The sequence below is a fragment of the Mesorhizobium sp. P2_F5 genome (assembly GCF_056403715.1).
Map to the genome: position 1 here is coordinate 334,430 of NZ_JBFUEY010000009.1, position 23,655 is coordinate 358,084.

The 23,655-nt window shown below is 62.1% G+C and carries 25 protein-coding genes; 11 read left to right on the forward strand and 14 right to left on the reverse strand.

The genetic code is table 11. The annotated features are described in order from the left end of the window. Nucleotides 1–64: 64 nt before the first annotated feature. The gene (gene acpS, locus AC1DYO_RS16005) at nucleotides 65–478 is read right to left on the reverse strand and encodes a holo-ACP synthase (protein ID WP_477264755.1); all 414 of its coding nucleotides are present in this window, start codon (nucleotides 476–478) and stop codon (nucleotides 65–67) included. Then, nucleotides 475–1,059 carry a DUF2062 domain-containing protein gene (locus AC1DYO_RS16010; RefSeq protein WP_477264757.1) on the reverse strand — a complete coding sequence of 195 codons (585 nt, stop codon included), beginning with the start codon at nucleotides 1,057–1,059 and terminating at the stop codon, nucleotides 475–477. The genes acpS and AC1DYO_RS16010 overlap by 4 nt, the downstream gene beginning before the upstream one ends. A gap of 220 nt (nucleotides 1,060–1,279) precedes the next feature. Between AC1DYO_RS16010 and AC1DYO_RS16015 the strand changes: the two genes are divergently transcribed. Beyond that, a complete protein-coding gene (locus tag AC1DYO_RS16015) occupies nucleotides 1,280–1,810 on the forward strand; it encodes a GNAT family N-acetyltransferase (RefSeq protein WP_477264759.1) in 531 nt (176 codons plus the stop codon). Here AC1DYO_RS16015 and AC1DYO_RS16020 read toward each other — a convergent pair. Both AC1DYO_RS16020 and AC1DYO_RS16025 read right to left on the reverse strand, forming a co-directional pair. After that, a complete protein-coding gene (locus tag AC1DYO_RS16020; protein ID WP_477264761.1) occupies nucleotides 1,791–2,171 on the reverse strand; it encodes a VOC family protein in 381 nt (126 codons plus the stop codon). The genes AC1DYO_RS16015 and AC1DYO_RS16020 overlap by 20 nt on opposite strands. A gap of 19 nt (nucleotides 2,172–2,190) precedes the next feature. After that, complete coding sequence (locus AC1DYO_RS16025; protein ID WP_477264763.1) at nucleotides 2,191–3,102, reverse strand: LysR family transcriptional regulator; 912 nt, start codon at nucleotides 3,100–3,102, stop codon at nucleotides 2,191–2,193. A gap of 190 nt (nucleotides 3,103–3,292) precedes the next feature. Between AC1DYO_RS16025 and AC1DYO_RS16030 the strand changes: the two genes are divergently transcribed. Both AC1DYO_RS16030 and AC1DYO_RS16035 read left to right on the forward strand, forming a co-directional pair. Then, the gene (locus AC1DYO_RS16030; protein WP_477264765.1) at nucleotides 3,293–4,525 is read left to right on the forward strand and encodes a M24 family metallopeptidase; all 1,233 of its coding nucleotides are present in this window, start codon (nucleotides 3,293–3,295) and stop codon (nucleotides 4,523–4,525) included. Nucleotides 4,526–4,638: 113 nt separating this feature from the next. Continuing rightward, nucleotides 4,639–6,288, forward strand: a complete 1,650-nt coding sequence (locus AC1DYO_RS16035; protein WP_477264767.1) for an ABC transporter substrate-binding protein — start codon at nucleotides 4,639–4,641, stop codon at nucleotides 6,286–6,288. Here the strand turns inward: AC1DYO_RS16035 and pyrE are convergent, their stop codons facing one another. From pyrE to rpoZ, 3 genes are all read right to left on the reverse strand, one after another. Further along, complete coding sequence (gene pyrE, locus AC1DYO_RS16040) at nucleotides 6,289–6,867, reverse strand: orotate phosphoribosyltransferase (protein ID WP_477264769.1); 579 nt, start codon at nucleotides 6,865–6,867, stop codon at nucleotides 6,289–6,291. It abuts the gene before it with no gap. Between the two features lie 65 nt (nucleotides 6,868–6,932). Continuing rightward, nucleotides 6,933–9,164 (reverse strand): RelA/SpoT family protein, encoded by a 2,232-nt coding sequence (locus tag AC1DYO_RS16045; RefSeq protein ID WP_023670236.1) that lies wholly within the window; start codon nucleotides 9,162–9,164, stop codon nucleotides 6,933–6,935. A gap of 128 nt (nucleotides 9,165–9,292) precedes the next feature. Further along, nucleotides 9,293–9,694: a DNA-directed RNA polymerase subunit omega gene (gene rpoZ / locus AC1DYO_RS16050; RefSeq protein WP_023670235.1), complete on the reverse strand. Its 402-nt coding sequence runs from the start codon at nucleotides 9,692–9,694 to the stop codon at nucleotides 9,293–9,295. A gap of 318 nt (nucleotides 9,695–10,012) precedes the next feature. Between rpoZ and AC1DYO_RS16055 the strand changes: the two genes are divergently transcribed. The 4 genes from AC1DYO_RS16055 (at nucleotide 10,013) to AC1DYO_RS16070 (ending at nucleotide 12,213) form a co-directional block, all read left to right on the forward strand. Continuing rightward, the gene (locus tag AC1DYO_RS16055; RefSeq protein ID WP_023670234.1) at nucleotides 10,013–10,594 is read left to right on the forward strand and encodes a LabA-like NYN domain-containing protein; all 582 of its coding nucleotides are present in this window, start codon (nucleotides 10,013–10,015) and stop codon (nucleotides 10,592–10,594) included. Further along, the gene (locus tag AC1DYO_RS16060; protein WP_477264772.1) at nucleotides 10,591–11,262 is read left to right on the forward strand and encodes a uracil-DNA glycosylase; all 672 of its coding nucleotides are present in this window, start codon (nucleotides 10,591–10,593) and stop codon (nucleotides 11,260–11,262) included. Before AC1DYO_RS16055 ends, AC1DYO_RS16060 begins: the two co-directional genes overlap by 4 nt. A 90-nt stretch (nucleotides 11,263–11,352) precedes the next feature. After that, a complete protein-coding gene (locus AC1DYO_RS16065) occupies nucleotides 11,353–11,580 on the forward strand; it encodes a DUF2188 domain-containing protein (RefSeq protein WP_477264774.1) in 228 nt (75 codons plus the stop codon). Between the two features lie 3 nt (nucleotides 11,581–11,583). After that, entirely contained in the window at nucleotides 11,584–12,213 is a 630-nt protein-coding gene (locus AC1DYO_RS16070) for a hypothetical protein (protein WP_477264776.1), read from the forward strand. A gap of 33 nt (nucleotides 12,214–12,246) precedes the next feature. Here the strand turns inward: AC1DYO_RS16070 and AC1DYO_RS16075 are convergent, their stop codons facing one another. Next, on the reverse strand, nucleotides 12,247–13,260 hold the full coding sequence (locus AC1DYO_RS16075) for a zinc-binding alcohol dehydrogenase family protein (RefSeq protein WP_477264778.1): 1,014 nt from the start codon (nucleotides 13,258–13,260) through the stop codon (nucleotides 12,247–12,249). 103 nt (nucleotides 13,261–13,363) lie between these two features. On the opposite strand from AC1DYO_RS16075, the gene AC1DYO_RS16080 reads away from it, so the two are divergent. After that, the gene (locus AC1DYO_RS16080; protein ID WP_181058952.1) at nucleotides 13,364–13,723 is read left to right on the forward strand and encodes a winged helix-turn-helix transcriptional regulator; all 360 of its coding nucleotides are present in this window, start codon (nucleotides 13,364–13,366) and stop codon (nucleotides 13,721–13,723) included. Between the two features lie 16 nt (nucleotides 13,724–13,739). Here the strand turns inward: AC1DYO_RS16080 and AC1DYO_RS16085 are convergent, their stop codons facing one another. Further along, a complete protein-coding gene (locus AC1DYO_RS16085) occupies nucleotides 13,740–14,213 on the reverse strand; it encodes an Lrp/AsnC family transcriptional regulator (protein WP_477264780.1) in 474 nt (157 codons plus the stop codon). A 152-nt stretch (nucleotides 14,214–14,365) separates the two neighbouring features. On the opposite strand from AC1DYO_RS16085, the gene AC1DYO_RS16090 reads away from it, so the two are divergent. Next, nucleotides 14,366–15,265, forward strand: a complete 900-nt coding sequence (locus tag AC1DYO_RS16090; protein ID WP_477264782.1) for a DMT family transporter — start codon at nucleotides 14,366–14,368, stop codon at nucleotides 15,263–15,265. 1 nt (nucleotide 15,266) lies between these two features. Here AC1DYO_RS16090 and AC1DYO_RS16095 read toward each other — a convergent pair whose 3' ends face one another. The 3 genes from AC1DYO_RS16095 to dapA all read right to left on the reverse strand — a co-directional run bounded on the left by AC1DYO_RS16095 (nucleotide 15,267) and on the right by dapA (nucleotide 17,550). Then, nucleotides 15,267–15,995, reverse strand: a complete 729-nt coding sequence (locus AC1DYO_RS16095) for a glycoside hydrolase family 25 protein (RefSeq protein WP_477264784.1) — start codon at nucleotides 15,993–15,995, stop codon at nucleotides 15,267–15,269. Between the two features lie 168 nt (nucleotides 15,996–16,163). Next, nucleotides 16,164–16,643 carry an SsrA-binding protein SmpB gene (smpB, locus tag AC1DYO_RS16100; RefSeq protein WP_436259044.1) on the reverse strand — a complete coding sequence of 160 codons (480 nt, stop codon included), beginning with the start codon at nucleotides 16,641–16,643 and terminating at the stop codon, nucleotides 16,164–16,166. 25 nt (nucleotides 16,644–16,668) lie between these two features. Beyond that, nucleotides 16,669–17,550, reverse strand: coding sequence for a 4-hydroxy-tetrahydrodipicolinate synthase (gene dapA / locus AC1DYO_RS16105; RefSeq protein ID WP_477264818.1), 882 nt, complete (start codon nucleotides 17,548–17,550; stop codon nucleotides 16,669–16,671). A 315-nt stretch (nucleotides 17,551–17,865) separates the two neighbouring features. Here dapA and AC1DYO_RS16110 point away from each other — a divergent pair, with 315 nt between their 5' ends. Continuing rightward, nucleotides 17,866–19,905, forward strand: coding sequence for a lytic transglycosylase domain-containing protein (locus tag AC1DYO_RS16110; RefSeq protein WP_477264786.1), 2,040 nt, complete (start codon nucleotides 17,866–17,868; stop codon nucleotides 19,903–19,905). Nucleotides 19,906–20,221: 316 nt separating this feature from the next. Next, nucleotides 20,222–21,121: an alpha/beta fold hydrolase gene (locus tag AC1DYO_RS16115; RefSeq protein WP_477264788.1), complete on the forward strand. Its 900-nt coding sequence runs from the start codon at nucleotides 20,222–20,224 to the stop codon at nucleotides 21,119–21,121. A gap of 59 nt (nucleotides 21,122–21,180) precedes the next feature. Here AC1DYO_RS16115 and AC1DYO_RS16120 read toward each other — a convergent pair whose 3' ends face one another. Then, nucleotides 21,181–22,251, reverse strand: a complete 1,071-nt coding sequence (locus tag AC1DYO_RS16120; protein WP_477264790.1) for a tyrosine-type recombinase/integrase — start codon at nucleotides 22,249–22,251, stop codon at nucleotides 21,181–21,183. A 241-nt stretch (nucleotides 22,252–22,492) separates the two neighbouring features. Next, nucleotides 22,493–23,655: porin (locus tag AC1DYO_RS16125; RefSeq protein WP_477264792.1), on the reverse strand; the 1,163-nt coding region annotated here is incomplete at its 5' end.

Here is a 23,655-nt window from a genome sequence, read left to right on the forward strand (position 1 = left end):
GTCTCGGCGTGCGCTGGGCAACGTCATGACGGCGTTAGATATAATCGCCGGTCGTCAGATGCAATCAATGTGGCGCTTGTTCGGCGGGCAACGCCTCGATGATCACAAAGGCTTGAGCAAGCGGGAAATCATCGGTGATTGTGAGATGGATCGCCGCTTTGTGTCCTTGCGGCAGGATTTTGGCCAGCCGCGCGGCCGCCCCGCCGGTCAGCGCCATGGTCGGCGCGCCGCTGGCCAGGTTGACGACGCCCATGTCGCGCCAGAACACACCTTGCGCCAGGCCGGTGCCGAGCGCCTTGGCGCAGGCTTCCTTGGCGGCGAAGCGCTTGGCATAGGAGGCGACACGCCCGGCACGGCCCTCGGAGCGGGCTTGTTCGACCTCGGTGTAGATGCGCTGGATGAAGCGCTGGCCATGCCGCTCCAGTGACTTTTCGATGCGTCTGATGTCGATCAGGTCGCTGCCGATGCCGATGATCATTCCGCCGGAACTTCCCGCCCGCCGTGGCCGGCCTTGTGCGCCCGCTCGGCCATGCGCTTCCTGCGCTGCTCACGAAAGACGGTCATGCCCCAGCGGGTGATGCCGTAGAAGATGAGCCCGAAGACCAACCCGAGCGGCACCGCGCCGATCAGCATCGGCTCCAGCACCGGGTGCCACAGCTTGGCAAACGACAGCGTGTGCATCATTTCGCCGAGATGCGCGGGCGGTCCGTTCTTGGGCAGGCGCTCATGCAGGATCAGCTTGCCGACTTCCCAGGACGCCCCCCACAGCAGCGGGAAAGTCAGCGGATTGCCGAAGAATACCGCGCCGAGGGCAGCGGCCACCAGATTGCCGGCGATCACCCAGCAGAGCACGGCGGCGACGGCGAAATGGAAGCCAAGCGGGAAGAAGGAGGCGAATACGCCGGCGGCAACACCGGCCGCCACCGCATGTGGCGTCGCCTTCAGCCTAAGGATGCGCTTGGAGAAATACTGCAACGAGCGAGAAAACGAGCGGCGCGGCCACAGATAGGTACGCACCCGCTCCAGAATGCCATCAGGCTTGCGGCGTCGAAAAAGCACTCTGTTCCAGTTCCCGGTTCATCAGCGCCCAATTGCAACCATCCCTGGCCGGGCGCGATCGCTCTATCTTGCGCTTCGAGTGCGCAGAAAGGCAACAACGACTTTGATATAGCGATTGCCTTGCCGCGGAACAATGAAACGCCGCCGCGATGGTCTGCCGCAGGCGAGTAACAAGAGCGCCATTGGGGCGAAACTGAGGACAACATCAGGTGAAACTCCCATGACGACGATAAGACCCGCCCGCGAGGACGACGCCGAGTTGCTGCCGGATGTCGAACAGTCTGCAGGAGAGGCATTCCGGACGATCCCTGAACTTGCCTGGCTTGCCGATGGGGACAATGTCAGCGCCGAGCGCCATCGCAACCTGATCCGACAAGGCGCGTGTCTTGTGGCCACCGACGACCGGGACCTGCCGGTCGGCGTGCTCAGTGCAGGAATAGAAGGCGACGTGCTGCACATCTGTGAACTCGACGTGCGCCGTGAGCTGCAAGGCAGAGGCATCGGCCGCGCTCTGCTCGAACGGGCGGTGGAAGACGCCAGGCAACGCGGCCTTGCCGCAATCACGCTGACCACGTTTCGCGATGTTGCGTGGAATGCGCCGTTCTATCGCAAGTTGGGGTTTCGCATCCTGGAGGGCGTCGAGATCGGTGAACGGCTTGCCGCGCTGCTGCGCGCCGAGGCCGAGCACGGCATGCAAGCGGATCGCCGCTGCGCCATGCGGCTCGATCTCGCTATTCCCGATAGTCGCTGACTTCGACCAGATTGCCGTCCGGATCGCGAAAATAGACCGACATCATTGAGCCGCGAGCGCCGGTACGCTCAACCGGACCGACTTCTATCGCCACGCCATTGGCCTCGAGGCTGGCGCAAATTTCGGCAAGCGGCCTCGCGGCGACCAGGCAGAAATCGCCGGACCCAGGCGTCGGCGTCTTGGCTTTCGGCTCAAAAGTGCGGCTGACTTCATGCAGGTTGATCTTCTGCGACCCGAACAGCAGCGCCGTCGGCCGCTCCGGCTCGTCAAGGCGCTTGAGGCCAAGCACCCGCTGGTAGAAGGCGCAGCTATCCTCCACCGAGCGGACCGTCAGGACGAAATGATCGATGCCGGCGATCATGGCAAAAGCGCCTGTATCTTCACGCGCCAATTTCAGAGCCTTGCGCGCCAGACCTGATCGCCGAGGCGAATGTATCCATGACGCTCACATTACCCTCCATGAGTTTCGACCTGCCGAAGACATGCCACATAATGTGCATCGGTTCGGGGGCAAGCTCGCCGAGCGCCACCCGACGTGAGGCCGCATCCTGCGTCACGCACCAGGCCGGAAGGATACTGGCCCCGAAACCAGCGGCAATCAGCTCAATGATTGCGCTCGTCGACTCGATCCGGACGATCTCCTTCGGCCAGACGCCTGCGGGGCTGAAATAGCGCTCATACTCGAAGCCATGCGCCGGATGGTATGAGAAGGCGATATATTTCTGCCTTCCGAAGAAATCGGCAGTCAGGGGTGCACTGGCCCGGCTGGAGAGCGGCACGACACCCACCAGCCTGTCGCCAAACAGTGGCAACGATGGCAGGTTTTCGAACTCCGAGCTGGCCGGTGACAAGAACAGGTCGGCGCTTCCGGCGTTGATCGCGGATTGCAGGTCGTGGTTGGCCAGCCTGATGAATTCGAGCTTGAGCCCACCGTGCCTGGCGCTGAGCGCGGCGGCGACCGGCGGAAGCCAATGCACATGATCATAGTGGCCGACGGCTATGCGCAACACCGGTGACGTTCCCCGATGCAGTTGAATGGCGTCGGCTTCCGCTGTCTTCAGCGTGTCCTCGGCGTACAGCGCGGCCTCCAGCAGTCGCTCGGCTGCTTCGGTCAGCCTGATGCCCCGACCCACCCGGTCGAACAGGCGAATGCCGAGCCGGCGCTCGGCTTCCCGGACCTGATGGCTGGCGGCCGGCTGCGTCAGCCCAAGCGACGTCGCGGCGGCGCTGAGTTGGCCATGACGGCGCACGGCTATCAGCAGCTGATAGTGCCTGCGGTCGAGGTAGGTCATATGAGAATTTAGAATGATTTACCGAGGAATAATCAATTGGAATTCGCGTCGCGCGGCGCGCAATTTTCACCGGCCGTAACGCGTCGCGTTCGGGCCTGAATTGTCCCGGCGGGTCCCGGGCACCGTATCAGTCATCCGATCAGAATTGGCGGCGGACGCCTTTTGCATCCGCCGGAGGGACGTATTTGCCATGCCCAGCCTGGTTCACGACGCTGCCGAGAAGTACGCCACGCTTTCGCTCGACACGGTGCGCAGCGTCGAGATGCTTCGCCTCGACCGCGTTCGCCAGCAAACCGCCGCCCACAATCTCTCGGCGGTGCTGCTCTTCGACCCGGTGAACATTCGCTACGCCACCGGCGTGCGCAACATGCAGGTCTATTCGGCGCGCAATCCGGCGCGCTACGTGTTCATTCCGGTGGTCGGACCGGTGGTGCTGTTCGAATATCGCGCCTGCGAGCATCTGGCCGAGAACCGCCCGACCGTCCACGAGATCCGACCGGCGCGTCCGATCATGCCGCTGCATTCCGGCCACAAGCATGTCGGCCACCTCAGGGATTTCGTGGCCGACATCGAGCAACTGGTCGCCAGGCACGGCGTGAACGGTCGCCGCATCGGCGTCGAAGCGACGACGACCGGAGCCATGCTCGCACTCGCTGCCGCAGGTTTCGACATCATCGACGCACAGATCCCGGTCGAGAAGGCGCGCGGCCTCAAAGTTCCCGGCGAGGTCGACATGATCCGCGCCTCGTTGCGCCTGACCGAAGCGGCCGTGCGCGAAATGGAGGCGGCGCTGGTTCCCGGCGTCACCGAGAACGAACTTTGGTCGGTGCTGCACCGCAAGCTGATCACCGGCGGCGGCGACTATATCGAGACGCGGCTTTTGACCTCCGGCGCGCACACCAATCCCTGGTTCCAGGAGACGTCGGACAAGATCATTGGGGATGGTGACCTAGTCGCCTTCGATACCGACGCGGTCGGCTGCTATGGCTACTACAGCGACTTCTCCCGCACCTTCCTGACCGGCGACGGCCGGGCCTCGGTGGCGCAGCGGACGCTCTACGGCCTTGCCCAGGAGCAGATCGAGAAGAACGTCAATCTGCTGCGACCCGGGCTAGGCTTCCGGGAGTTCGCGGAAAACGCCTGGCTGATCCCCGGCGCCTACCAGAAGCATCGCTATCTCTCGGTGCTGCATGGCTGCGGCATGACCGGCGAATATCCGATCATCGCGCATGCCTCGGACTGGGACGATGTCGGCAATGACGACAACGAGGTGTTTGTCCCCGGCATGACGGTCTGCGTCGAGAGTTTCATCGGCCATGAGGATGGTGGTGAAGGGGTCAAGCTCGAGGAACAGGTGCTGATCACCGAGACAGGGGTCGAGAGGCTCTCGGTCTACGGTTATTGCGACCGGCTTTCGGCCTGATGTGGCTGGCGATTTCGAAGCAGCTTTTGTCAGGCGAATGGGCTCCGACGGAGGTCGGGGCGGGAGGAGAGCAGGCTGCCTGTGGCAGCGCTGCGAAGCGAGGAGAATACCAGATGTCGACAAGCGAAAAGATCAGATGCCCTCTGGAGACGAAGGTGGCGGTTTTCGCGAAGGAAGCGCGCGCGAGGCGACTTGACCGTCGAGAATTCCTGGCAATAGCGAGCGCCTTCGGCCTCTCCACGGCCGCGTCATACGCGATGATAGGCCTGTCGGCGCCGACAGCGGCACATGCCGGAGAGCCGGTGAAAGGTGGCGTCCTGAAGGTCGCGACAGCCGTCAAGGGGATGAAGGATCCGCGCACTTTCGACGAGGCTGAACTGGGCAATGCGGGTCGGCAGTTCCTGGAAACGCTGGTGAAATACACGCCCGACTTCACCTTCGAGCCGATGCTGCTGGAGCGTTGGGAGGTCAACGCGGATGCGACCGAGTATGTGCTCCATCTGCGCAAGGGCGTGAAATGGAACAATGGTGACGATTTCAACGCCGACGACGTGATGTTTAACATTGCGCGCTGGTGCGAAAAGAATGCCCCCGGCAATTCGATGGCCGGGCGCATGTCAGCCCTGATCGATGAGAAGAGCGGCAAGCTGCGCGACGGTGTCGTCTCCAGGGTTGACGACCATACGGTGCGTTTGCAGCTGAAATCGTCCGACATCTCCATTATCCCGAGCCTTTCGGACTACCCTGCCCTCATCGTCCACCGCGACTATGACAAATCAGGCGGCGATTTGCTGACCCATCCCGTCGGCACCGGACCTTTTGAACTCGTTTCTTACGAGGTCGGCCAGAGGGCGGTCTTCAAACGCCGCGGGAGCGGATCATGGTGGGGCGGCGAGGCCTATCTCGATGGCGTCGAGTTCATCGACTACGGATCGGACCCCTCGGCGCTGGTCAGCGCTTTCGAGGCGGAGGAAGTTCATACCCACTACGAGACGACGGGCGACATGGTCGCGATCATGGACGGCCTTGGGCTGCAGAAATCCGAGATCCTGACCGCGGGTACGATCGTGGCGCGGACCTCGGTTGTAGCGAAGCCCTATGATGACGCGCGCGTGCGGCGGGCGCTGCAGTTGGCGGTCGACAATTCGGCCGTGCTGCTTCTCGGCTATGCCGGACTGGGCTCGCCCGCCGAGAACCATCACGTCTGCCCCATCCAGCCCGACTACGCCAAACTGCCGCCGGTCGCTCGTGACCTGACGCAAGCTAAAGCGTTGATGGCAGAGGCCGGCCAGGCGGATTTCGAGCACGAGCTGATCTCGCTCGACGAGGAGTGGCACAAGAACACCGGCGACGCGATCGCAGCGCAGCTGCGGGAAGCTGGCTTCAAGGTCAAGCGCACGGTGCTGCCGGGGTCGACGTTCTGGAACGACTGGACGAAATATCCCTTTTCGCTGACGGTCTGGTCGATGCGCCCGCTTGGCGTGCAGACGCTGGCCATCGCCTATCGGACGGGCGAAGCGTGGAACGAGAGTTCGTTCTCCAACAAGGAATTCGACGACATCGTCACCAAGGCATTGTCCGTCGCCGATCCGGCCGCGCGGCGCGATCTGATCGGCAAGGCGGAAAAAATCCTGCAGGACTCAGGCGTCATCATCCAGCCGTTCTGGCGCAAGCTGTTTTGTCATTCGGCGACAGCCGTGCAGGGCCGAAGGATGCATCCGACAGGCGAGACCTATTTCGACAAGGCCTGGCTTCAAGTCTGATCAGATGTTGCGGCTGCCCGGCTTGATCGCCGGGATGGCGGCGAGCTCGGGCGGCAAGCGGTCGGCGGGATAGGCCGGCACCTCATATTCGGCGAGCGCGATCAGCGGCACGCCGACATTGGTCTTGCCAGCCGAGCGATCGATGATGCAGGCGGCAGCCACCACTTCGGCACCAAGCGCGCGCAGGCAGTCGATGGTCTCACGGATCGAGAGGCCAGTGGTGACGATGTCCTCGACGATGACGACGCGCGATCCCGGCGCGATCTCGAAGCGGCGGAGCCTGAACTCGCCGCCTTCGCGCTCGACCCAGATCGCCGGGACGCCGAGATGACGCGAGGTCTCATAGGCCGGGATCAGCCCGCCGATCGCCGGGCCGACGACATAGTCGATCTTGCCGGGCACCGCCTTGCGGATCTTTTCAGCCAGCGCCCTGCACAGGCGCTCGGTCTTGTCGGCATGCATGAAGACGCGCGCCTTCTGCAGGAAGACCGGGCTGCGCAGGCCTGATGTGAGGATGAAATGTCCCTCCAGAACAGCGCCCGCCTCGCGGAAAATGCCCAGCACTTCGTCGGTGTTCATCCTGCCTCTCTCTGATTGACCATGATCTTTTCCGAAAACCGGTTCCCACTTTTCGGGATCATGGTCTAGCCATTCACACGCCGCGCATCGCTGACGCTCGAATTGTCCTTGAGCTGCGACAGCAGCCGGTTGAGATGCTTCAGATCCCAGACTTCGAGATCGATCAGCATTTCGGTGAAGTCGGGCGCGGTGCGCACCATCGACAGCGTATGGATGTTGGCGTCGTTCGAGGCAACCACCTGGGCGATGTCGGCGAGCGAGCCCGGCGCGTTGATGGCGGTGACCGAGACACGCGCCGGAAAGCGCTCCTTGGTCTGCTCGTCAATGTCCCAGCGCACATCGATCCAGCGCTCCGGCTGGTCGTCGAAGGCCTGCAACGCCGGCGACTGGATGGGATAGATGGTGATGCCGGTTCCGGGTTGGACGATGCCGACGATGCGGTCGCCTGGCACGGCCCCTTCCGGCGCGAAGCGCACCGGCAGGTCGCCGCGCACGCCGCGGATCGGCACAGCGCCGTCGCGCGGCTGGTCCTTGTCCTTACGCGCGGCTCGCGTGCCGGGCATCTGGAACAGCATGCCGGCGGCATTGCGGATCTTCGACCAGCCCTCCTCGCGCTGCTTGGGGGCGCTGACGGTGACGCGCTCGTCCTTGTAGTCGGGGAAGACCGCCTTCATCACGTCGGTCGAGGCGAGCTCGCCACGCCCGACCGAGGCCAGCACATCCTCGATGTCCTTGCGCGCCAGCCGGTGCAGCACCGGCTTCAGGCTTTCCTTGGTAAAGGTCTTGCCGGCACGCTCGAAAGCGCGTTCGAGAATGCGGGCGCCGAGACCCGAATATTGCTTGCGGATGGCGTTCTTGGTGGCGCGGCGGATGGCCGAGCGCGCCTTGCCGGTGACGACAACCGATTCCCACGCGGCTGGCGGCACCTGCGCCTTGGAGCGGATGATCTCGACCTCGTCGCCGTTCTTGAGCTCGGTCATCAGCGGCATGATGCGGCCGTTGACCTTGGCGCCGACGCAGGTGTCGCCGACATCGGTGTGCACGGCATAGGCAAAGTCGATAGGCGTGGCGCCGCGCGGCAGCGCGATCAGCATGCCTTTCGGCGTGAAGCAGAAAACCTGGTCCTGGAACAGCTCCAGCTTGGTATTTTCGAGAAAGTCTTCCGGATTGTCGCCTTCGGCCAGTTGCTCGATGGTGCGCCGCAGCCAGGCATAGGCGTTGGTCTCTTTCGAGATCGCATGGGCGGCACCATTCGTCTTGCCGCCGGTGTCCTTGTAGATCGAATGGGCGGCGACGCCATATTCGGCGATCTTGTTCATCTCGCGGGTACGGATCTGCAGTTCGACACGCTGGCGCGATGGGCCGACAATGGTGGTGTGGATCGAGCGGTAGTCGTTCTGCTTGGGCGTCGAGATGTAATCCTTGAAGCGGCCAGGCACCATCGACCATGTCGTGTGGATGGCGCCAAGCGCGCGATAACAGTCTTCGACGCTGTCGACGACGACGCGGAAGCCGAAGATGTCGGAGAGCTGCTCGAAAGACAGCGCCTTGGCCTCCATCTTGCGGAACACCGACCACGGCTTCTTCTGCCGGCTCTTCACGCCGGCGTTGATGGCATGCTTTTCAAACAGCGCCGACAGCGCCTTCTCAATGTCGGTCAGCACGCCCTTGTTGCGCTCGAATATCTCGGCAAGCCGCGCGGTGACGGCGCGATAGGCTTCCGGATTGATGAAGCGGAAGGCGATTTCCTCCAGCTCCTCGCGCATGCCTTGCATGCCCATGCGCCCGGCGAGCGGCGCATAGATGTCCATCGTCTCCTCGGCGATGCGCAGGCGCTTGGCCTCGGGCATGTGGTCGAGGGTGCGCATGTTGTGCAAACGGTCGGCGAGCTTGACCAGCAGCACGCGCACATCTTCCGAGATGGCCAGCAGGAGTTTGCGCAGATTCTCCGCCTGCTCGGCCTTCTTGGAGACGAGATCGAGCTTCTTCAGCTTGGTCAGGCCCTCGACCAGCTTGCCCATTTCCGGGCCAAACAGATCGTCGATCTCGGCCCGCGTCGCGGTGGTGTCCTCGATCGTGTCGTGCAGCAAGGCGACGGCGATCGTCGCCTCGTCCATGTGCATTTCGGTGAGGATGGCGGCGACTTCGAGCGGATGCGAGAAATAAGGATCGCCGGAAGCGCGCTTCTGGTGGCCATGCTTCTGCATGGCGTAGACATAGGCCTTGTTGAGCAACGCCTCGTTGACGTCAGGCTTGTAGCGCGCGACGCGCTCGACAAGCTCATACTGACGCATCATGGGCGGGTTCTCGCGGTGCTGAAATGATTGATGCGCCGCACTGATGTACGGCGCATCTCATAGATAGCCACGAAACTGACGGGACGGAAGTGCCGGAACCATATTCCCGGCAGGTCCAGCGTGCCCGCTTAGTAGTCGTCGCTCTTTTCCGGGGGCACCAGACCTTCGATGCCGGCCAGCAGGTCTTCCTCGGTCATGCGATCGAAGGTGACGTTTTCTTCGGCGTCGTCGGCGTCGGTTGCCGCAACAGCGTTGCCGGTCTGGTCGGCGATCGCCTCACCGTCGGCTTCCGGCTCGTCGACCTCGACATGCTTTTGCAGCGAGTGGATCAGATCTTCCTTGAGGTCGTCGGGCGACAGCGTCTCGTCGGCGATCTCGCGCAGCGCTACGACCGGGTTCTTGTCGTTGTCGCGCGGCACTGTGATCGGCGCGCCCTGGCTGATCTGGCGGGCGCGATGGCCGGCAAGCAGCACGAGCTCGAAGCGGTTGTCGACCTTGTCGATGCAGTCTTCAACGGTTACGCGGGCCATTGATTGCCCCTTTCATGCCTGGATTTGATGGAAAACAGGCGCGGTCCATAACCCGAACGCCGCCAAAATACAAGCATTATGGCGCTGGGGCCTCGTGGGCCGGCCGACACCGGTCAATGCCTTGCCGGTAAAGCCCGTCTGCCCACGTCGACACAGTGCTGATCACAATTGCTTGCAGTGCGCCCTGGCACCCTTGGATTGCCGTAAAACTGGCGCTATCTCGGTTGACGAAAGGTCAGCCGGTTTATTTACGAGCCGACCGATATAGACGACCCATTTCGATTAGTCCGCCACCTATTTCGAAAAAGGAATATTGCCATGTTCGACCCCCGTGAAAAAATCGCTCTATTCATCGACGGCGCCAATCTTTACGCCACCTCGCGCGCACTAGGCTTCGACATAGACTACCGCAAACTGCTGTCCAGCTTCCAGAAGCGCGGCTATCTGCTGCGCGCTTACTACTACACCGCATTGGTCGAGGATCAGGAATACTCTTCGATACGCCCATTGATCGACTGGCTCGACTATAATGGCTTCAAGGTGGTGACCAAGCCGGCCAAGGAATTCACCGACTCGACCGGCCGCCGCAAGATCAAGGGCAATATGGACATCGAACTGACCGTCGATGCGCTCGAACTTGCCGATGTCGTCGACCATTATGTCATCTTTTCCGGCGACGGCGATTTCCGCACCCTGGTCGAGGCGCTGCAGCGGCGCGGCCGCAAGGTCTCGATCGTCTCCACCATGGCCTCGCAGCCGCCGATGATCTCGGACGATCTGCGCCGCCAGGCCGACCACTTCATCGATCTGACGTCGCTGAAGAACGAGGTTGGCCGCGATCCTTCCGAGCGGCCGGTGCGCCGGCCCGAGCCGGCGGAAGTCGAAGAGGAAGATTATTGACGGCGGCGGCCTTGGTCGCCGCTTCCGAACCGAACCGCGACTGCCCGCTTTGCCCGCGTCTGCATGATTTCATCGCGGACTGGCGGCAGCGCGAGCCTTCCTGGTTTAACGCGCCGGTGCCAACCTTCCTCCCGCCAGAGGGCGACGACGCCGTCGAACTGCTGATCATCGGACTGGCGCCCGGCCTGCGCGGCGCCAACCGGACGGGGCGGCCGTTCACCGGCGACTATGCCGGCGACCTGCTCTACTCCACACTGATTGCGCACGGCCTTGCGCGGGGCGAATTCAAGGCGCGGCCGGATGACGGCCTGCAGCTGGTCGGCACCGCCATCACCAATGCCGTGCGTTGCGTGCCGCCGGAAAACAAGCCGGTCGGCGCGGAGATCACCACCTGCCGCAGCTTCCTGGTGCCGACGATAGCGCGCTTTCCCAAACTGCGCGCCGTGCTGGCGCTGGGCTCGATCGCGCACCAGTCGACGGTCCGGGCGCTGGGCCAGCGTGTCGCTGCCTATCCGTTCAAGCATGGCGGCCGGCTCGAGGCCGGCACTTTAACGCTGTTTTCCAGCTACCACTGCTCGCGCTACAACACCAACACTGGCGTCCTGACCGAAGCCATGTTCGTCAGCGTCTTTGCCGAGATACAGAACTATCTAGACTCCCCTACCTAGCGTTCCATGCCATCCGGTATATGATTGGAATTGCCCATAGCGTCGCCATATAATGCGTGGTGAGATTCCTGAGATTAAAGGCCATACGCCATGAACAAAAAAGGACAGCATGTCATCCCTAGTGGTGACAAATGGAGCGTGAGACGGTCCGGAGCGTCTCGTGCTTCGGGAACTTTTAGCACACAAAAAGAAGCCATTGAGAGAGCAAGGGATATCGCTCGCAATCAACAGACTGAACTTTACGTTCATGGTCGTGATGGACGCATAAGGGAGCGTGACTCCTATAGTGGTAACGATCCGTTTCCACCGAAAGGGTGAATATTGGCCGGGGGGTCGTTCGGCACGTCAGTCTTCATCAACTGTCCTTTCGACAAGGACTACGAGCCGATTCTTCAAGCGATCTTGTTTTGCGTTGTCTACCTGGGCTTCGAGCCGCGAATAGCCACTGAGAGCAATGACTCGGGATCCGTGCGCCTTAACAAGATTTGTGAAATCATCGAGAATTCAAAATATTCGATACATGACCTGAGCCGTTGCCAAGCGAAAAAGAAGGGCGAGCATTTTCGCCTCAACATGCCATTCGAGCTCGGAGTTGATTATGGCTGCAGGCGATATTTCGGCCAGGAAAGGGAGGGGAAACGGCTCCTAATTCTGGAAGAGAAAATGTACCGCTACCAGGCGGCCATATCCGATCTTTCAGGCTGCGACATACAGGCCCATGCCGGCGATTTTCAGAATGCTGTCAGGAAAGTCAGAAACTGGCTGGTGAGTGAAGCTCAAATTAACGCAGTTGGCGCCGCCAGAATCCTTGGCGCCTACGCCGACTTCCAGGAGTGGTACTACGAAAGCCAGTTAGTCGCCGGATTTTCAGAAGAGGACATTCAGGACTACCCGACGTCAGAACTGCTGGTTGCAATGAATTCCTGGGTCGTCCAAGGAAAACCCCTTTAAAGATTTCTGCAACCAGCATAGCTCACTTCCTCATCAAAACCCCTCCAGCACGATCTTGCCTTTGGCCTTGCCGGTCTCGATCAGCGCATGGGCGCGTTTCAGATTGGCGGCATTGATGGGACCGAACGTCTCGCCAAGCGTGGTGCGGATGGTACCGGCGTCGACGAGCCGTGCCAGTTCGTTGAGATGCGCGCCCTGAGCGGCCATATCAGGCGTTTCATACAGCGACCGGGTAAACATCAGTTCCCAATGGACCGAAACGCTCTTGCGCTTGAACGGATTGATGTCGAGCGTCTGGGGGTCGTCGATCAACCCGAAACGGCCCTGCGGTGCGATCAGTTCGACGATCTCGGCCAAATGCTTGCCGGTGTTGGTGGTCGAGAAGACAAAGGCCGGTGCGCCGATGCCGAGGGCCGCGACTTCGGCGGCGAGCGGATTGGAATGGTCGATGACATGATGGGCGCCAAGTCCAAGCACCCAGTCGCGTGTTTCGGGCCGCGATGCGGTGGCGATCACCGTCAGATCGGTCAGCTGGCGCGCCAGCTGGACCGCGATTGAACCGACGCCGCCGGCGCCGCCGATGATCAGGATGGCGTTTGTGGCGCCCGCGACAGGCTTCTTCACGTCAAGGCGGTCGAACAGTGCCTCGAAGGCGGTGATCGCCGTCAGCGGCAGCGCCGCCGCTGGCGCGTAGTCGAGCGAGTTCGGTTTGCGGCCGACAAGGCGCTCGTCGACTAGGTGGAACTCGGCATTGGTGCCTTGCAGCGGCAGTGCGCCGGAATAGAAGACGTCGTCGCCGGGCTTGAGCAGGCTGGCGTCCGAACCCGTGGCGACCACCCGGCCGGCAGCGTCCCAACCAAGCACGCGCCAGCTTCCGGCTTCGGGTTTGGCGCTTTTGCGGATCTTGGTGTCGACCGGATTGACCGAGACCGCCTTCACCTCGACCAGCAATTGACGGCCTTTCGGCTCGGGCTTGGGCAGGTCGATATCGACGAGAGAGGCCTCATCGGTGATGGGGGCTGAGATTTGATAGCCGACTGCGCGCATTCTGATCTCCACGATTGCTGTTGTCAGGAGCACAGATGCAAACTATGTGCGATGAACGCAAGAATGCACATATAAAGCACATAGTGTCGAAAAGGATACCGTCATGCCACGCATTCGCCATGAGCGATTCGATTGCAGCCCGGGCTGCACCGTGGAGGGCACGCTCCGCTATATCGACGGAAAGTGGAAAGGCGTCGTGCTCTACCATCTCTTGGAAGGCACGATGCGCTTCAACGAGATCCGCCGGCGTATCCCGAACTGCACGCAGCGCATGCTGACCAACCAGCTTCGCGAGCTGGAGATGGATGGGCTGATTGCCCGCAAGGTCTATGCGCAGGTGCCGCCGAAGGTCGAATACAGCCTTACACCGCGCGGCCGAAGCCTGGAGCCGGTGATCACCGCCCTGAAAGTCTGGGGCGATGCGAATGTGACGCTGGCGCCGGAGGTTTCTCAAGCCGCCTGATTTCAGGCGCCCCGTCTCACACCGGCAGCAGCGCGTCCGGCTTCACGTCCGATATCGACGCATAGGTGTGCGTCTCCCTGACACCCGGCAGCGGCAGGATCACGCGCTTGAGGAAATCCTGGTAGGCGGCCATTTCCGAAATGCGCGCCTTGACCAGATAGTCGAAGCCGCCGACGACCATATGGCACTCCAGCACTTCCGGGGCTTTAGCCACTGCCTCGGCGAAACGGTCGAAGACATGCGGCGCCGCCTGGTCGAGCCTGACTTCGATGAAGACGACCGTGCCACGGCCGATCTTTTGCGGATTGAGCACGGCCCGGACCGCGGTGATGAACCCGTCACGAAACAGGCGCTTCACGCGCTGGCTGGTGCCGGTCGGTGACAGGCCGACGCGGGCTGCGAGATCGAGCGTCGTGCGACGCCCGTCCTCCTGCAACAGTCGAAGCAGGCTGCGATCGATGGCGTCGAGCTGACCGGATTCATGATTCACGTTTGTGACGCCCCTTTTGTGTGAATTTCACTTTCCTATCGCAAAAGCAGCATATTTTGCCGCACCTATTTCAACAATAGGCTGCACTTCCAACGAAGGCCGTCCGGAGGAAGAAGCCTCCGCTGGCAGGATCGAGCGGGACGAGAATGCGCGTGGCAGAGGACCGAAACACGAAGCCGGCAATCCTTGCCGGGCTGGCCATGATCGGCATTTACGCCGTGCAGTTCGTCGCGGCCCGCTTCAGCCTGCGGGAGCATCTGACGGCGACGGATCTCGCGACCTTGCGCTTTGTCGGCGCAGGCATGGTCATGCTGCCGGTCGTCTGGCGCGGCGGCCTGGCGACTGGCAAGGCATTGGGCTGGAGGCGTGCCTTGACGCTGGCTGCGCTGGCCGGACTGCCCTACCCGATCATCATCAATTGGGGCCTCACCTATGCGCCCGCCGCGCATGGCGCGGCACTCTGCCCCGCCTCGATCGTGTTCTTCTCGTTCGTGTTGTCGCACATTGCCACCACCGACAAGGCCTCGCGTCAACGAACCATTGGCGTCGCCGCCATCATCGCCGGGCTGATCCTGTTCATTGTGCCAGCGCGTATCGGCGGCGACATGAAGGACGTCCTCTTCGGTGATCTTCTGTTCATCGGGTCTGGCGCGATGTTTGCCGCCTATGCCGTTCTCGTGCGGCGCTGGCGCGTCGATCCGGTTACAGCGACCGCAACGGTCGTGCTCCTGTCATGCGTGCCGCTGCCGCTGCTCTATGTCTTTGCCCCGAGCGGCCTCCGCGCCGCATCAGTGGCCGAGATCGCCAGCCAGATCGTCATTCAAGGGTTTTTGGCCGGTGCGGCCGCAATGTTCCTCTATACCTATGTCGTCAGGCAGTTGGGGTCGCAAACGGCATCGCTGTTCATGCCATGCGTGCCGATCGCAACGGTCCTGATCGCCATGACGGTGCTTGGCGAAACGCCGACCGGCACTCAGTTCGCCGCCATCCTGATCATGGCTGCGGGGATGGCCTTTTCGGCCATCGCGAGACCTGCGGCCAAGGCTGCCTGATTCAGGGCGATGGCGACGGTTGTGCAGATGGCGCAAACAGCTCGGCCAGCGTTTGCTGTCCGCCCTGCAGGACATTGAGGTCGACATCGCCCTCGATGCCGTCGACACGGCCCATATTGTGGTACTGCCAGTAGATCCAGCCATCCTCGCCCGGTTTGATCGCCAGCGAGCGCAGCCAGCGCCGCCGCGCAGCTGTCTGCCCGGCGTAGGCCTCCTCAGCCTCGTCGGTCAGGTAGATGATCGCAGGTTTTCCGAAGGCCGCTTCAACCGGCTCGAGGAAGGCCTGGAGTTCGGCGCTCAGCTGTTCCGGCGACGGCCGTTGCGGGCAGTTGCCACCGAATTCGATGTCGACCACCGGCGGCAGCAGCGGCTGGTCGTGCGGCACGACCGAAATGAAATTCTTCGCCTGGTCAGCACCCGGCCGGCAGAAGGTGAAGAAGTGGTAGGCGCCGACTGCAAGACCGGCGGCGCGTGCCTCGCGCAAATTCTTGGCGAAGGCATCGTCGACATGGTCGCCGCCCTCGGTCGCCTTGATGACGGCGAAGGCAACATCGTCGGCGGCGACACGCCGCCAGTCGATCTCGCCCTGATGATGGGAAACGTCGATGCCCCTGACCGGATAGCTGTCGCGATCCGGCGAGAACGTCTGAAAATAGAAGAAGCCGCCCGCCGCGACGAGGCCGGCAAAGACCAGACTGGCCGCACCCCAGAGGATGATCCGGTTCTTCAAGACCATCCCCTGCTTTGTCGTGGTGGTTGATCGATCGACACCTTTGAAAGCCGAACAGTTGGCTTTTCTAGGGCTATCTCCCAACAGCCAGCCCTACGCTATGGCTCCGGGCGTTCGTCGCTCAAAAAGCCAAATCGTTGGCTTTTTGTCCGCTTCGCGGACCACTCCTCACCCACGTTCCTTCATGAGCCGGCCCTTTTCGCGTGACCAGTCGCGCTGTTTTTCGGTCTCGCGCTTGTCGTGCAATTTCTTGCCGCGGCCGACGGCGAGCAGGAGCTTGGCGCGGCCCTGATCGTTGAAATAGATCTTTAGCGGCACCAACGTCATGCCTTCGCGCTCGATGCTCTGCGACAGTTTTGCCATCTCGCGCTTGTTAAGCAGCAGCTTGCGGCGCCGCCTAGGCTCGTGGTTGAACCGGTTGGCCTGCAGATATTCCGGCAGATAGGAATTGATCAGCCAGATCTCGCCACCCTCGACCGAGGCGTAGCTGTCCTGGATGTTGGCCTGGCCCTGGCGCAGCGACTTGACCTCGGTGCCGGTCAGCACCAGACCGGCCTCGACCGTGTCGAGCACCTCATAGGAAAACCGCGCCTTGCGGTTTTCCGCTACGGTCTTGTTGTTGGGATCGGCTTTTCTGACTTGATTCATGATGCGGAGAGGTGGCGCCTCATCCTCAATTTATCAAGCCGGCGTGCTTCATCGCCGCATCGATCTTCTCGGCGGTCGATGCCTCGATCGTCACCAGCGGCGAGCGCACCACGTTCTCGACCTTGCCAATCTTCGACAGCGCGTATTTGACGCCGCACAGCCCGGGCTCGAGGAAGATCGCCTTGTGCAGCGGCAGCAGACGGTCCTGCAACTCCAGCGCCTTGGCGCTGTCGCCGGACAGTGTGGCTTCCTGGAATTCGGCGCACAGCCGCGGCGCGACATTCGACGTCACCGAGATACAGCCGACGCCGCCATGGGCATTGAAGCCGAGCGCGGAGGCATCCTCGCCCGAAAGCTGAATGAAATCCTTGCCGCAGGTGGCGCGCTGTTCGGACACGCGCTCGACCTTGCCAGTGGCATCCTTGACGCCGACGATGTTCTTGAAGTCGTGCGCCAGCCGGCCCATCGTTTCGGGCATCATGTCGATGACCGAGCGCGGCGGGATGTTGTAGATGATGATCGGCAGGCTGGTCGCCCGGGCGACAGCCGCGAAATGCTCGTAGAGGCCGCGCTGCGTCGGCTTGTTGTAGTAGGGCGTGACGACCAGAGCCGCGTCGGCGCCAGCCTGCTCGGCATATTGCACCAGACCAACCGCTTCCGCGGTGTTGTTGGAGCCGGCGCCGGCAACGACCGGAGCGCGGCCGTTGGCGACCTCGATGCAGACCTTGACGACATGGCGATGCTCGTCATGCGACAGCGTCGGCGACTCGCCCGTGGTGCCGACGGGGACGAGGCCCGTGGTGCCCTCTGCGAGTTGCCACTCGACGAAAGCGCGAAAGGCTTTCTCGTCGAAACGCCCGCTCTTTTCGAACGGTGTCACGAGCGCAGTAAGCGAGCCTCTCAGCATGTCGTCCAACTCCTTGGGACCTATTTGTTTATGCATGTCTTTCTTCCCAAAACCGGTACCCACTTTTGGGCGACATGCATCGGGGGCCTTCTAGCCGAAAGCGAAGCCGCGCACCATAGTCTCGACACTGTTCAGCGGCAAGCATGCCGATGGTGCCAGCAAGCGCAATTCGAACGGCCTCGATAACCCTTTGTTTACGGGCTCTTCACGACCTAAGTCTAGGCTTCGAGGCATTGTCGCCTGCTGGCAAAATGCCTTGCTGGCAAGAATGCCCTGTTGGTAAAAATGCCGGGGACAAGGAAAGACATAAGGATCATGCCGACCCGTCGGCCCCACTTCTTGGCGCTGCTTGGCGCCATCGCCGCGCTGATGCCGGGCATGGCGATCGGCGGCAGCGTCGATGTGCAGGTTACGTCGGCCATCCCGATGCCGGGCCTGCAGGAGGGCGCGAAGACTTTAGCGCCCTCGCCTTCCGCCAACGTCGCCATACTGAAAAGTGGCCTCGATGCGCTGGCGGCCAGCGACATTGCCACGGCGCGCGCGGTGCGCGAGACCTTGCCGGCCAATTCGCTCGACCGCCATATTCTTGCCTGGGCGATCGCGCTCTATGGCGGTGACCGGGTGCCAAGCGGCGAGATTGCCGATGCCGCAAAGATGCTGCCGAACTGGCCGGGCACCATAGCCTTGCGCAAGAACAGCGAGCGCGCGCTCTATCGCGAAAACCCATCGCCGCAGACCGTGATAAAAGCCTTCGACGGCAGCCAGCCGCTAACGTTTCAAGGTGTGGTGATCCTTGCGCGCTCCTATGTGGCACTGGGCAATGCCAAGGCTGCGCTTTCGGTGCTGTTGCCGTTCTGGCGCACAGAGACTCTGGAAGCCAAGGACGAGGCGGCTGTCATCAAGGAGTTCGGCGCCATCATCCCGGCCGCCGACCACCGCTTCCGCATGGAGCGGATGTTTTATGCCGACCGGCCCAATTCCGCGTTGCGCGTGGCAACCCTTGCCGGAGCGCAGCCGCTGGCCGACGCCTGGGCTGCTGCGGACAAGGGCGACAAGAACGCGGCCAAGCTGTTGAAGGCGGTGCCGGACGGCCAGCGCTCCGCCGGCTATTTCTTCGCGCAGGCCGAATATCTTCGCAAACAGCGGAAATATGCCGATGCTGCGGCGGCGGTGATGAGCGCACCGACGGATCGCGACGCGCTGGTCGATGCCGATGCCTGGTGGGTCGAGCGCCGCGTGCTGTCGCGCGCACTGGTCGACCAGGGCGACTGGAAGACCGCCTACAAGATCGTTGCCGCGCATGCCGCCGAAAACCCCGCCAGTGCCGCCGAGGCCGAATTCCACGCCGGCTGGTACGCGCTGCGCGGTCTCAACGACCCTGGCACCGCAGCCAAGCATTTTGCCCGCATCGCCGATCTCGCCCAGGGGCCGATGTCGCTGTCGCGCGCCTATTACTGGCTGGGACGCGCGGCGGAAGTCGGCGGCCCCGGCAATGCGAAGACCTATTTCACCAAGGCGGCGGCCTATGGCACCACTTTCTACGGGCAGTTGGCAGCGGAACGGGTTGGTTTGCGCACGCTGAATATCGTCTATCCCGAGCCAAGCACCGCAGACCGCCAAAGCTTTGACGGCCGCGAAGCGGTTAGCGCCATCAAGCGGCTGCAGGAGGCGGGCTATGACCGCTATGCCGAGACGCTTTATCGCGATCTCGCCGGGCAGTTGACCAGCCCCGGCGAACTGGCGCTGCTTGCCGTGCTTGCGGAAAAGCAGGGCAATCATTTCATGGCGCTGAAGATCGGCAAGATCGCCGGCGCGCGCGGCATCGATGTCGGCGCGCTGTCGCATCCGCTGGGCGTCATTCCCGACACCGCCGACATTTCCGGCTCGGGCAAGGCGCTGGCCTATGCGATCGCGCGCCAGGAGAGCGAGTTCAACGTCGGCGCCGTCTCCAGCGCCGGCGCGCGCGGCCTGTTGCAGTTGATGCCGGGCACCGCCAAGCAACTGGCGAAGAAGGCTGGACTGACCTTCTCTCAGGATCGATTGACCAGCGACGCCGGTTACAATGCGACGCTGGGCGCGGCCTTCCTGGGCGAGCAGCTCGACCGCTTCGGCGGTTCCTATGTGCTGACCTTCGCCGGCTACAATGCCGGCCCCAACCGCGCCACCCAGTGGGTGGCCAAATATGGCGACCCGCGCGGCAAGGGCATCGACGCCGTCGTCGACTGGATCGAGCGGATTCCCTACACGGAAACAAGAAGTTACGTGCAGCGCGTGATGGAGAATTACGAAGTCTACAAAATGCGCATTTCGGGGAAGTACGACATTGTGGGGGATCTGGTGAACGGGCGGAGCTGACGCGGCAGAGCCGTCGTCAAAGGCAGATGTTGGCGATCCTTCGCGCCCCCCTCTGGCCTGCCGGCCATCTCCCCCACGAGTGGGGAGATCAGCTTTCATTGCCGATTTCGCCAATCTCTAACGTCGAAGGAAGGCGGAGCGCCGGAACCGGCAATCTCCCCCCTTGTGGGGGAGATGTCCGGCAGGACAGAGGGGGGCGCTGTCCCTCCGACATTTCCAAGAATGTCAGCTTGCCGACAGACCCCCGATTTGACCACTCCCGTCCTCGCCTGTAGCAGTCGCAGGCGATCCGACAATGGTGAGGAATCGAGTCCGCATGCCAAACCACGACGGCTTTTCCGATTTCTTCTACACAGCGCCGGACGGGCTCAAGCTTCACGCCCGCGTCTATGGCGAGGCAAAATCTGGCCGCTGGCCGGTCGTCTGCCTTCCGGGCCTCACCCGCAACGCCCGTGATTTTCACGAGCTGGCGCTCTATCTGTCGCAGCGGGCCGACAATCTGCGCAAGATCATCGCCTTCGACTACCGTGGCCGCGGCCAATCCGCATACGACCCCGATATCGGCCATTACAATGTCGGCATCGAAGCCGGCGATATTCTCGCCGGGCTCGCGGCGCTCGACATCGCGGATGCAGCCTTCATCGGCACCTCGCGCGGCGGGCTGATCATCCATGTGCTCGGTGCGCTGCGGCCGACCGTGCTGAAAGCCATTGTGCTCAACGACATCGGCCCGGTCATCGAGGCCGAGGGGCTCGCCCATATCCGCACCTATCTCGATCCATCACCAAAACCGAAGAGCCGGACCGAGGCTATCAATGCCCAACGCAGCGCTCATGGCGGTGACTTTCCCGCGCTGACCGAGGCGGATTGGGAGCGGATGGTGTCGGCTCTCTACCGCGAGACGGATCGGGGGCTGCTGCCGGATTTCGACCCGCGACTGGTCGAGACGCTGTCGGGCCTCGACCCAAGCAAGCCGTTGCCGGATTTGTGGCCGCAGTTCGACGCGCTGGCGGCCATACCGCTGCTTGCCATACGTGGCGCCAACTCGAAACTCTTGTCGGTCGACACACTCGAGGAGATGAGAAATCGCCGTCCCGGCATGGAAGCGATCACCGTCGAAGGCCAGGGTCACGCCCCCTTCCTGGAGACAGGCAATCTGCCCGGCGCCATCGCAGCTTTCCTGGACGAGGCGGAAAACACAGCTCGAACAAAGTAAACCCCAAGATCAAATATGATCCTGGGGTTGCCTTTTCAGTATATGAACGCTGGGTGGGGCTATTTGGCTTTCGAGCTTTTCCTGGGCGCCTTGGCCGTTTTCGTCGCGGCCGCCTCGCTCTTTTGCGACGGCGCTGCCGCCGAAACAGTGGTCAGCGGAGATGCGAAGGCCGAGCTTCCGCTGGATGGCCCCTCGCCGCGGGGCGTCTCCAGCACGACGACGCAACCGTCGAGATCGTTGGTGGCCAGATGCGCATAACGCATGGTCATCGAAAGCGTCTGATGGCCGAGCCACATCTGCACGCGGCGGATGTCGATGCCGCCCTGGACAAGACGCGATGCGCAGGTGTGGCGCAAGATGTGCGGAACCACCTGGTCATCGGCACCCAGGCTGACCTCGGCCTTCGCATCGTTCCAGATGGCGCGAAACTGTGCCTGGCTGAGTTTGGTGAACGGGCCCTTGGGCCTGCGACCCTCTGAGGGCGGCAGCTTGATCACCTCTTTGACCCGTTCGGTCATCGGAATGGTGCGGCTGCGGCCGGATTTGGTGATCCAGAACGAGACGCGGTGTTCCTGGATGTCGTTCCAGATCAGTCCGAGCGCCTCGCCGAGGCGGCAGCCGGTGTCGACGAGAAAGACGGAGAGACGATAAGCGTCCTCGCTGCGGCTCTTGATGGCGGCGAACAACCTTGCCTCTTCGTCCCTTTCCAGGAAACGGATCCGTCCCGCCCGCTCCTTCTGGCGGCGGAACTCGGGCAGGCTGTGGATATCTCCCATCTTGTAAGCCTTGCGCAGCAGTTTGCTGAGGGCAGCCATCTTTCGATTGATGGTTGCGTTGCTGTTGCCGCGCTGGCGCAAGGTGCCAATAAGGTTGTCCAGGGTGCTCTGGTCGAAGGCGCTGAACCGTTCTCCAAGGAGAATCTCGTCTATTTCGCCGATGAAGGAGCTGACATTGTACTTATGCCGCCCATCATCCCAGAGTATGTCCCGGTATGCTGAAAAAAGCTCTCCGACCCTGTGCGACTTTACTTCTCTGATCTTGTTGTAACTGTATTTTATCTTCGCATTTTGAGAAGAGAACATTGAGAAATGTTCGGAGGGATCACCCTCTTGTATCGCATCGATGGTCATCAATTGCCACACCCCCGAGTGGATAGAGTCAGACCTATCCGCTTGGAAGCGTCCTTTCAAGAGATTTAAATCACGCAGTTGTGAATTCATCCGCCATCAGCGGATCCCACGAACTCACCCTACGGGACTATTCAGCTGCCGATTCCCCCTGTTCCTTCTGCTTGTCTTGACCCAGTCACGAAACAAAACAGCCCGGGCGTTGAAGCGCCCGGGCTGGTATTCACCTGTATAAAGCCAGCCCTTAGAACGAGCGCTGGAAGCGGAGCATGCCGCCGATGGCGTCGTCGTCGCCATCAGAAATGCCGGTCCAGTTGTGGTTCAGGCCATCGGCATTGTCGATCTTGCCTGCGTTGACGTAGTCGACTTCGGCCGTGATCGTCAGGCCCGGGACAACATCGTAAGCGATGTTGGCTGCGATGCCGAGGTTCTCACCTTCGTCATACGAGACCTGGGCATTGAACGAGGTCTTCTCGTTGATGGTGTAGGTGCCACCACCCCAGACTGCCCAGTTGCCATCCCACTGCTTGTAGAAGCCGCGGCCGCCGGCCGGGAACGCGTAGGTCGAATCCGTCAGGTTGTCGTCGGTGCCGTAGCCGCCCATGATGAAGAGCGACAGGTTCTGCATCGGGGTGATGTCCAAACGAACCTTGCCGGCGACTTCTTCATAGTTGCTGTCGTAAGCGATGACGCCGGTGATGGCGCCCCAGCCCTGCGTGTACTTCACGCCGCCGACGACATGCGGAACGTAGCTGTCGATCGTGCCCACGCCGTAGGAACCGGCCGTGCCGCCGCCCGCGCCTTCTTCGAGCGAGATCACGGCCGAGAAGCCGTTGCCAGCGTCGAAGTAGTACTGGATGACGTTGGTGTCGAAATCGCCGTAGGGAACGAGCGTATCCTGGATGACGTTGCCGGCGTAGCCGATGAACGTGTTGAAGGCCGATTCATCCTTACCGACGCGCAGGCCACCGAGCTGGATCCAGGCGAAGTTCAGCGAAACACCGCCGTTGCCGGCAGCGTTGGGCGAGCCGAACGCGGGGGCGGGGAGCGGACCAGTGCCATCGGGATCAACGGGTGCGCCCGAATCACGGTTGTTGTTCTGGAAGTTGAAGCGGGTCTCGGTGTAGGTCTTCAAGGTGCCGAGCTCGGTTTCCTGGCCGGTCCAGGTCTTCAGCGAGAAACGGGCGTGCTTGAACCAGGTGTCGTTGCTGCCGCCGTCCTCAGTGTCGGCGGACGTCGCACCGTCGAACGAACCGACGTCGCCGCCGCCGATGTCATAGCGGATATAGCCGCCGATGCGCAGGCAGGTTTCGGTGCCGGGGATGTAGAAGTAGCCCGAGCCGTAAACGTCGCAAATCTTGACGTATTCAGCCGGTTCCGGCTCGGCGACGACGACGGCGTCGGCGG

Coding starts and splice junctions, on each gene's coding strand:
- acpS (WP_477264755.1), bottom strand. CDS start 478: ATGATCATCGGCATCGGCAGCGACCTGATCGACATCAGACGCATCGAA.
- AC1DYO_RS16015 (WP_477264759.1), top strand. CDS start 1,280: ATGACGACGATAAGACCCGCCCGCGAGGACGACGCCGAGTTGCTGCCG.
- AC1DYO_RS16020 (WP_477264761.1), bottom strand. CDS start 2,171: ATGATCGCCGGCATCGATCATTTCGTCCTGACGGTCCGCTCGGTGGAG.
- AC1DYO_RS16025 (WP_477264763.1), bottom strand. CDS start 3,102: ATGACCTACCTCGACCGCAGGCACTATCAGCTGCTGATAGCCGTGCGC.
- AC1DYO_RS16030 (WP_477264765.1), top strand. CDS start 3,293: ATGCCCAGCCTGGTTCACGACGCTGCCGAGAAGTACGCCACGCTTTCG.
- AC1DYO_RS16035 (WP_477264767.1), top strand. CDS start 4,639: ATGTCGACAAGCGAAAAGATCAGATGCCCTCTGGAGACGAAGGTGGCG.
- pyrE (WP_477264769.1), bottom strand. CDS start 6,867: ATGAACACCGACGAAGTGCTGGGCATTTTCCGCGAGGCGGGCGCTGTT.
- AC1DYO_RS16045 (WP_023670236.1), bottom strand. CDS start 9,164: ATGATGCGTCAGTATGAGCTTGTCGAGCGCGTCGCGCGCTACAAGCCT.
- rpoZ (WP_023670235.1), bottom strand. CDS start 9,694: ATGGCCCGCGTAACCGTTGAAGACTGCATCGACAAGGTCGACAACCGC.
- AC1DYO_RS16055 (WP_023670234.1), top strand. CDS start 10,013: ATGTTCGACCCCCGTGAAAAAATCGCTCTATTCATCGACGGCGCCAAT.
- AC1DYO_RS16065 (WP_477264774.1), top strand. CDS start 11,353: ATGAACAAAAAAGGACAGCATGTCATCCCTAGTGGTGACAAATGGAGC.
- AC1DYO_RS16075 (WP_477264778.1), bottom strand. CDS start 13,260: ATGCGCGCAGTCGGCTATCAAATCTCAGCCCCCATCACCGATGAGGCC.
- AC1DYO_RS16080 (WP_181058952.1), top strand. CDS start 13,364: ATGCCACGCATTCGCCATGAGCGATTCGATTGCAGCCCGGGCTGCACC.
- smpB (WP_436259044.1), bottom strand. CDS start 16,643: ATGAATCAAGTCAGAAAAGCCGATCCCAACAACAAGACCGTAGCGGAA.
- dapA (WP_477264818.1), bottom strand. CDS start 17,550: ATGCTGAGAGGCTCGCTTACTGCGCTCGTGACACCGTTCGAAAAGAGC.
- AC1DYO_RS16110 (WP_477264786.1), top strand. CDS start 17,866: ATGCCGACCCGTCGGCCCCACTTCTTGGCGCTGCTTGGCGCCATCGCC.
- AC1DYO_RS16115 (WP_477264788.1), top strand. CDS start 20,222: ATGCCAAACCACGACGGCTTTTCCGATTTCTTCTACACAGCGCCGGAC.
- AC1DYO_RS16120 (WP_477264790.1), bottom strand. CDS start 22,251: ATGACCATCGATGCGATACAAGAGGGTGATCCCTCCGAACATTTCTCA.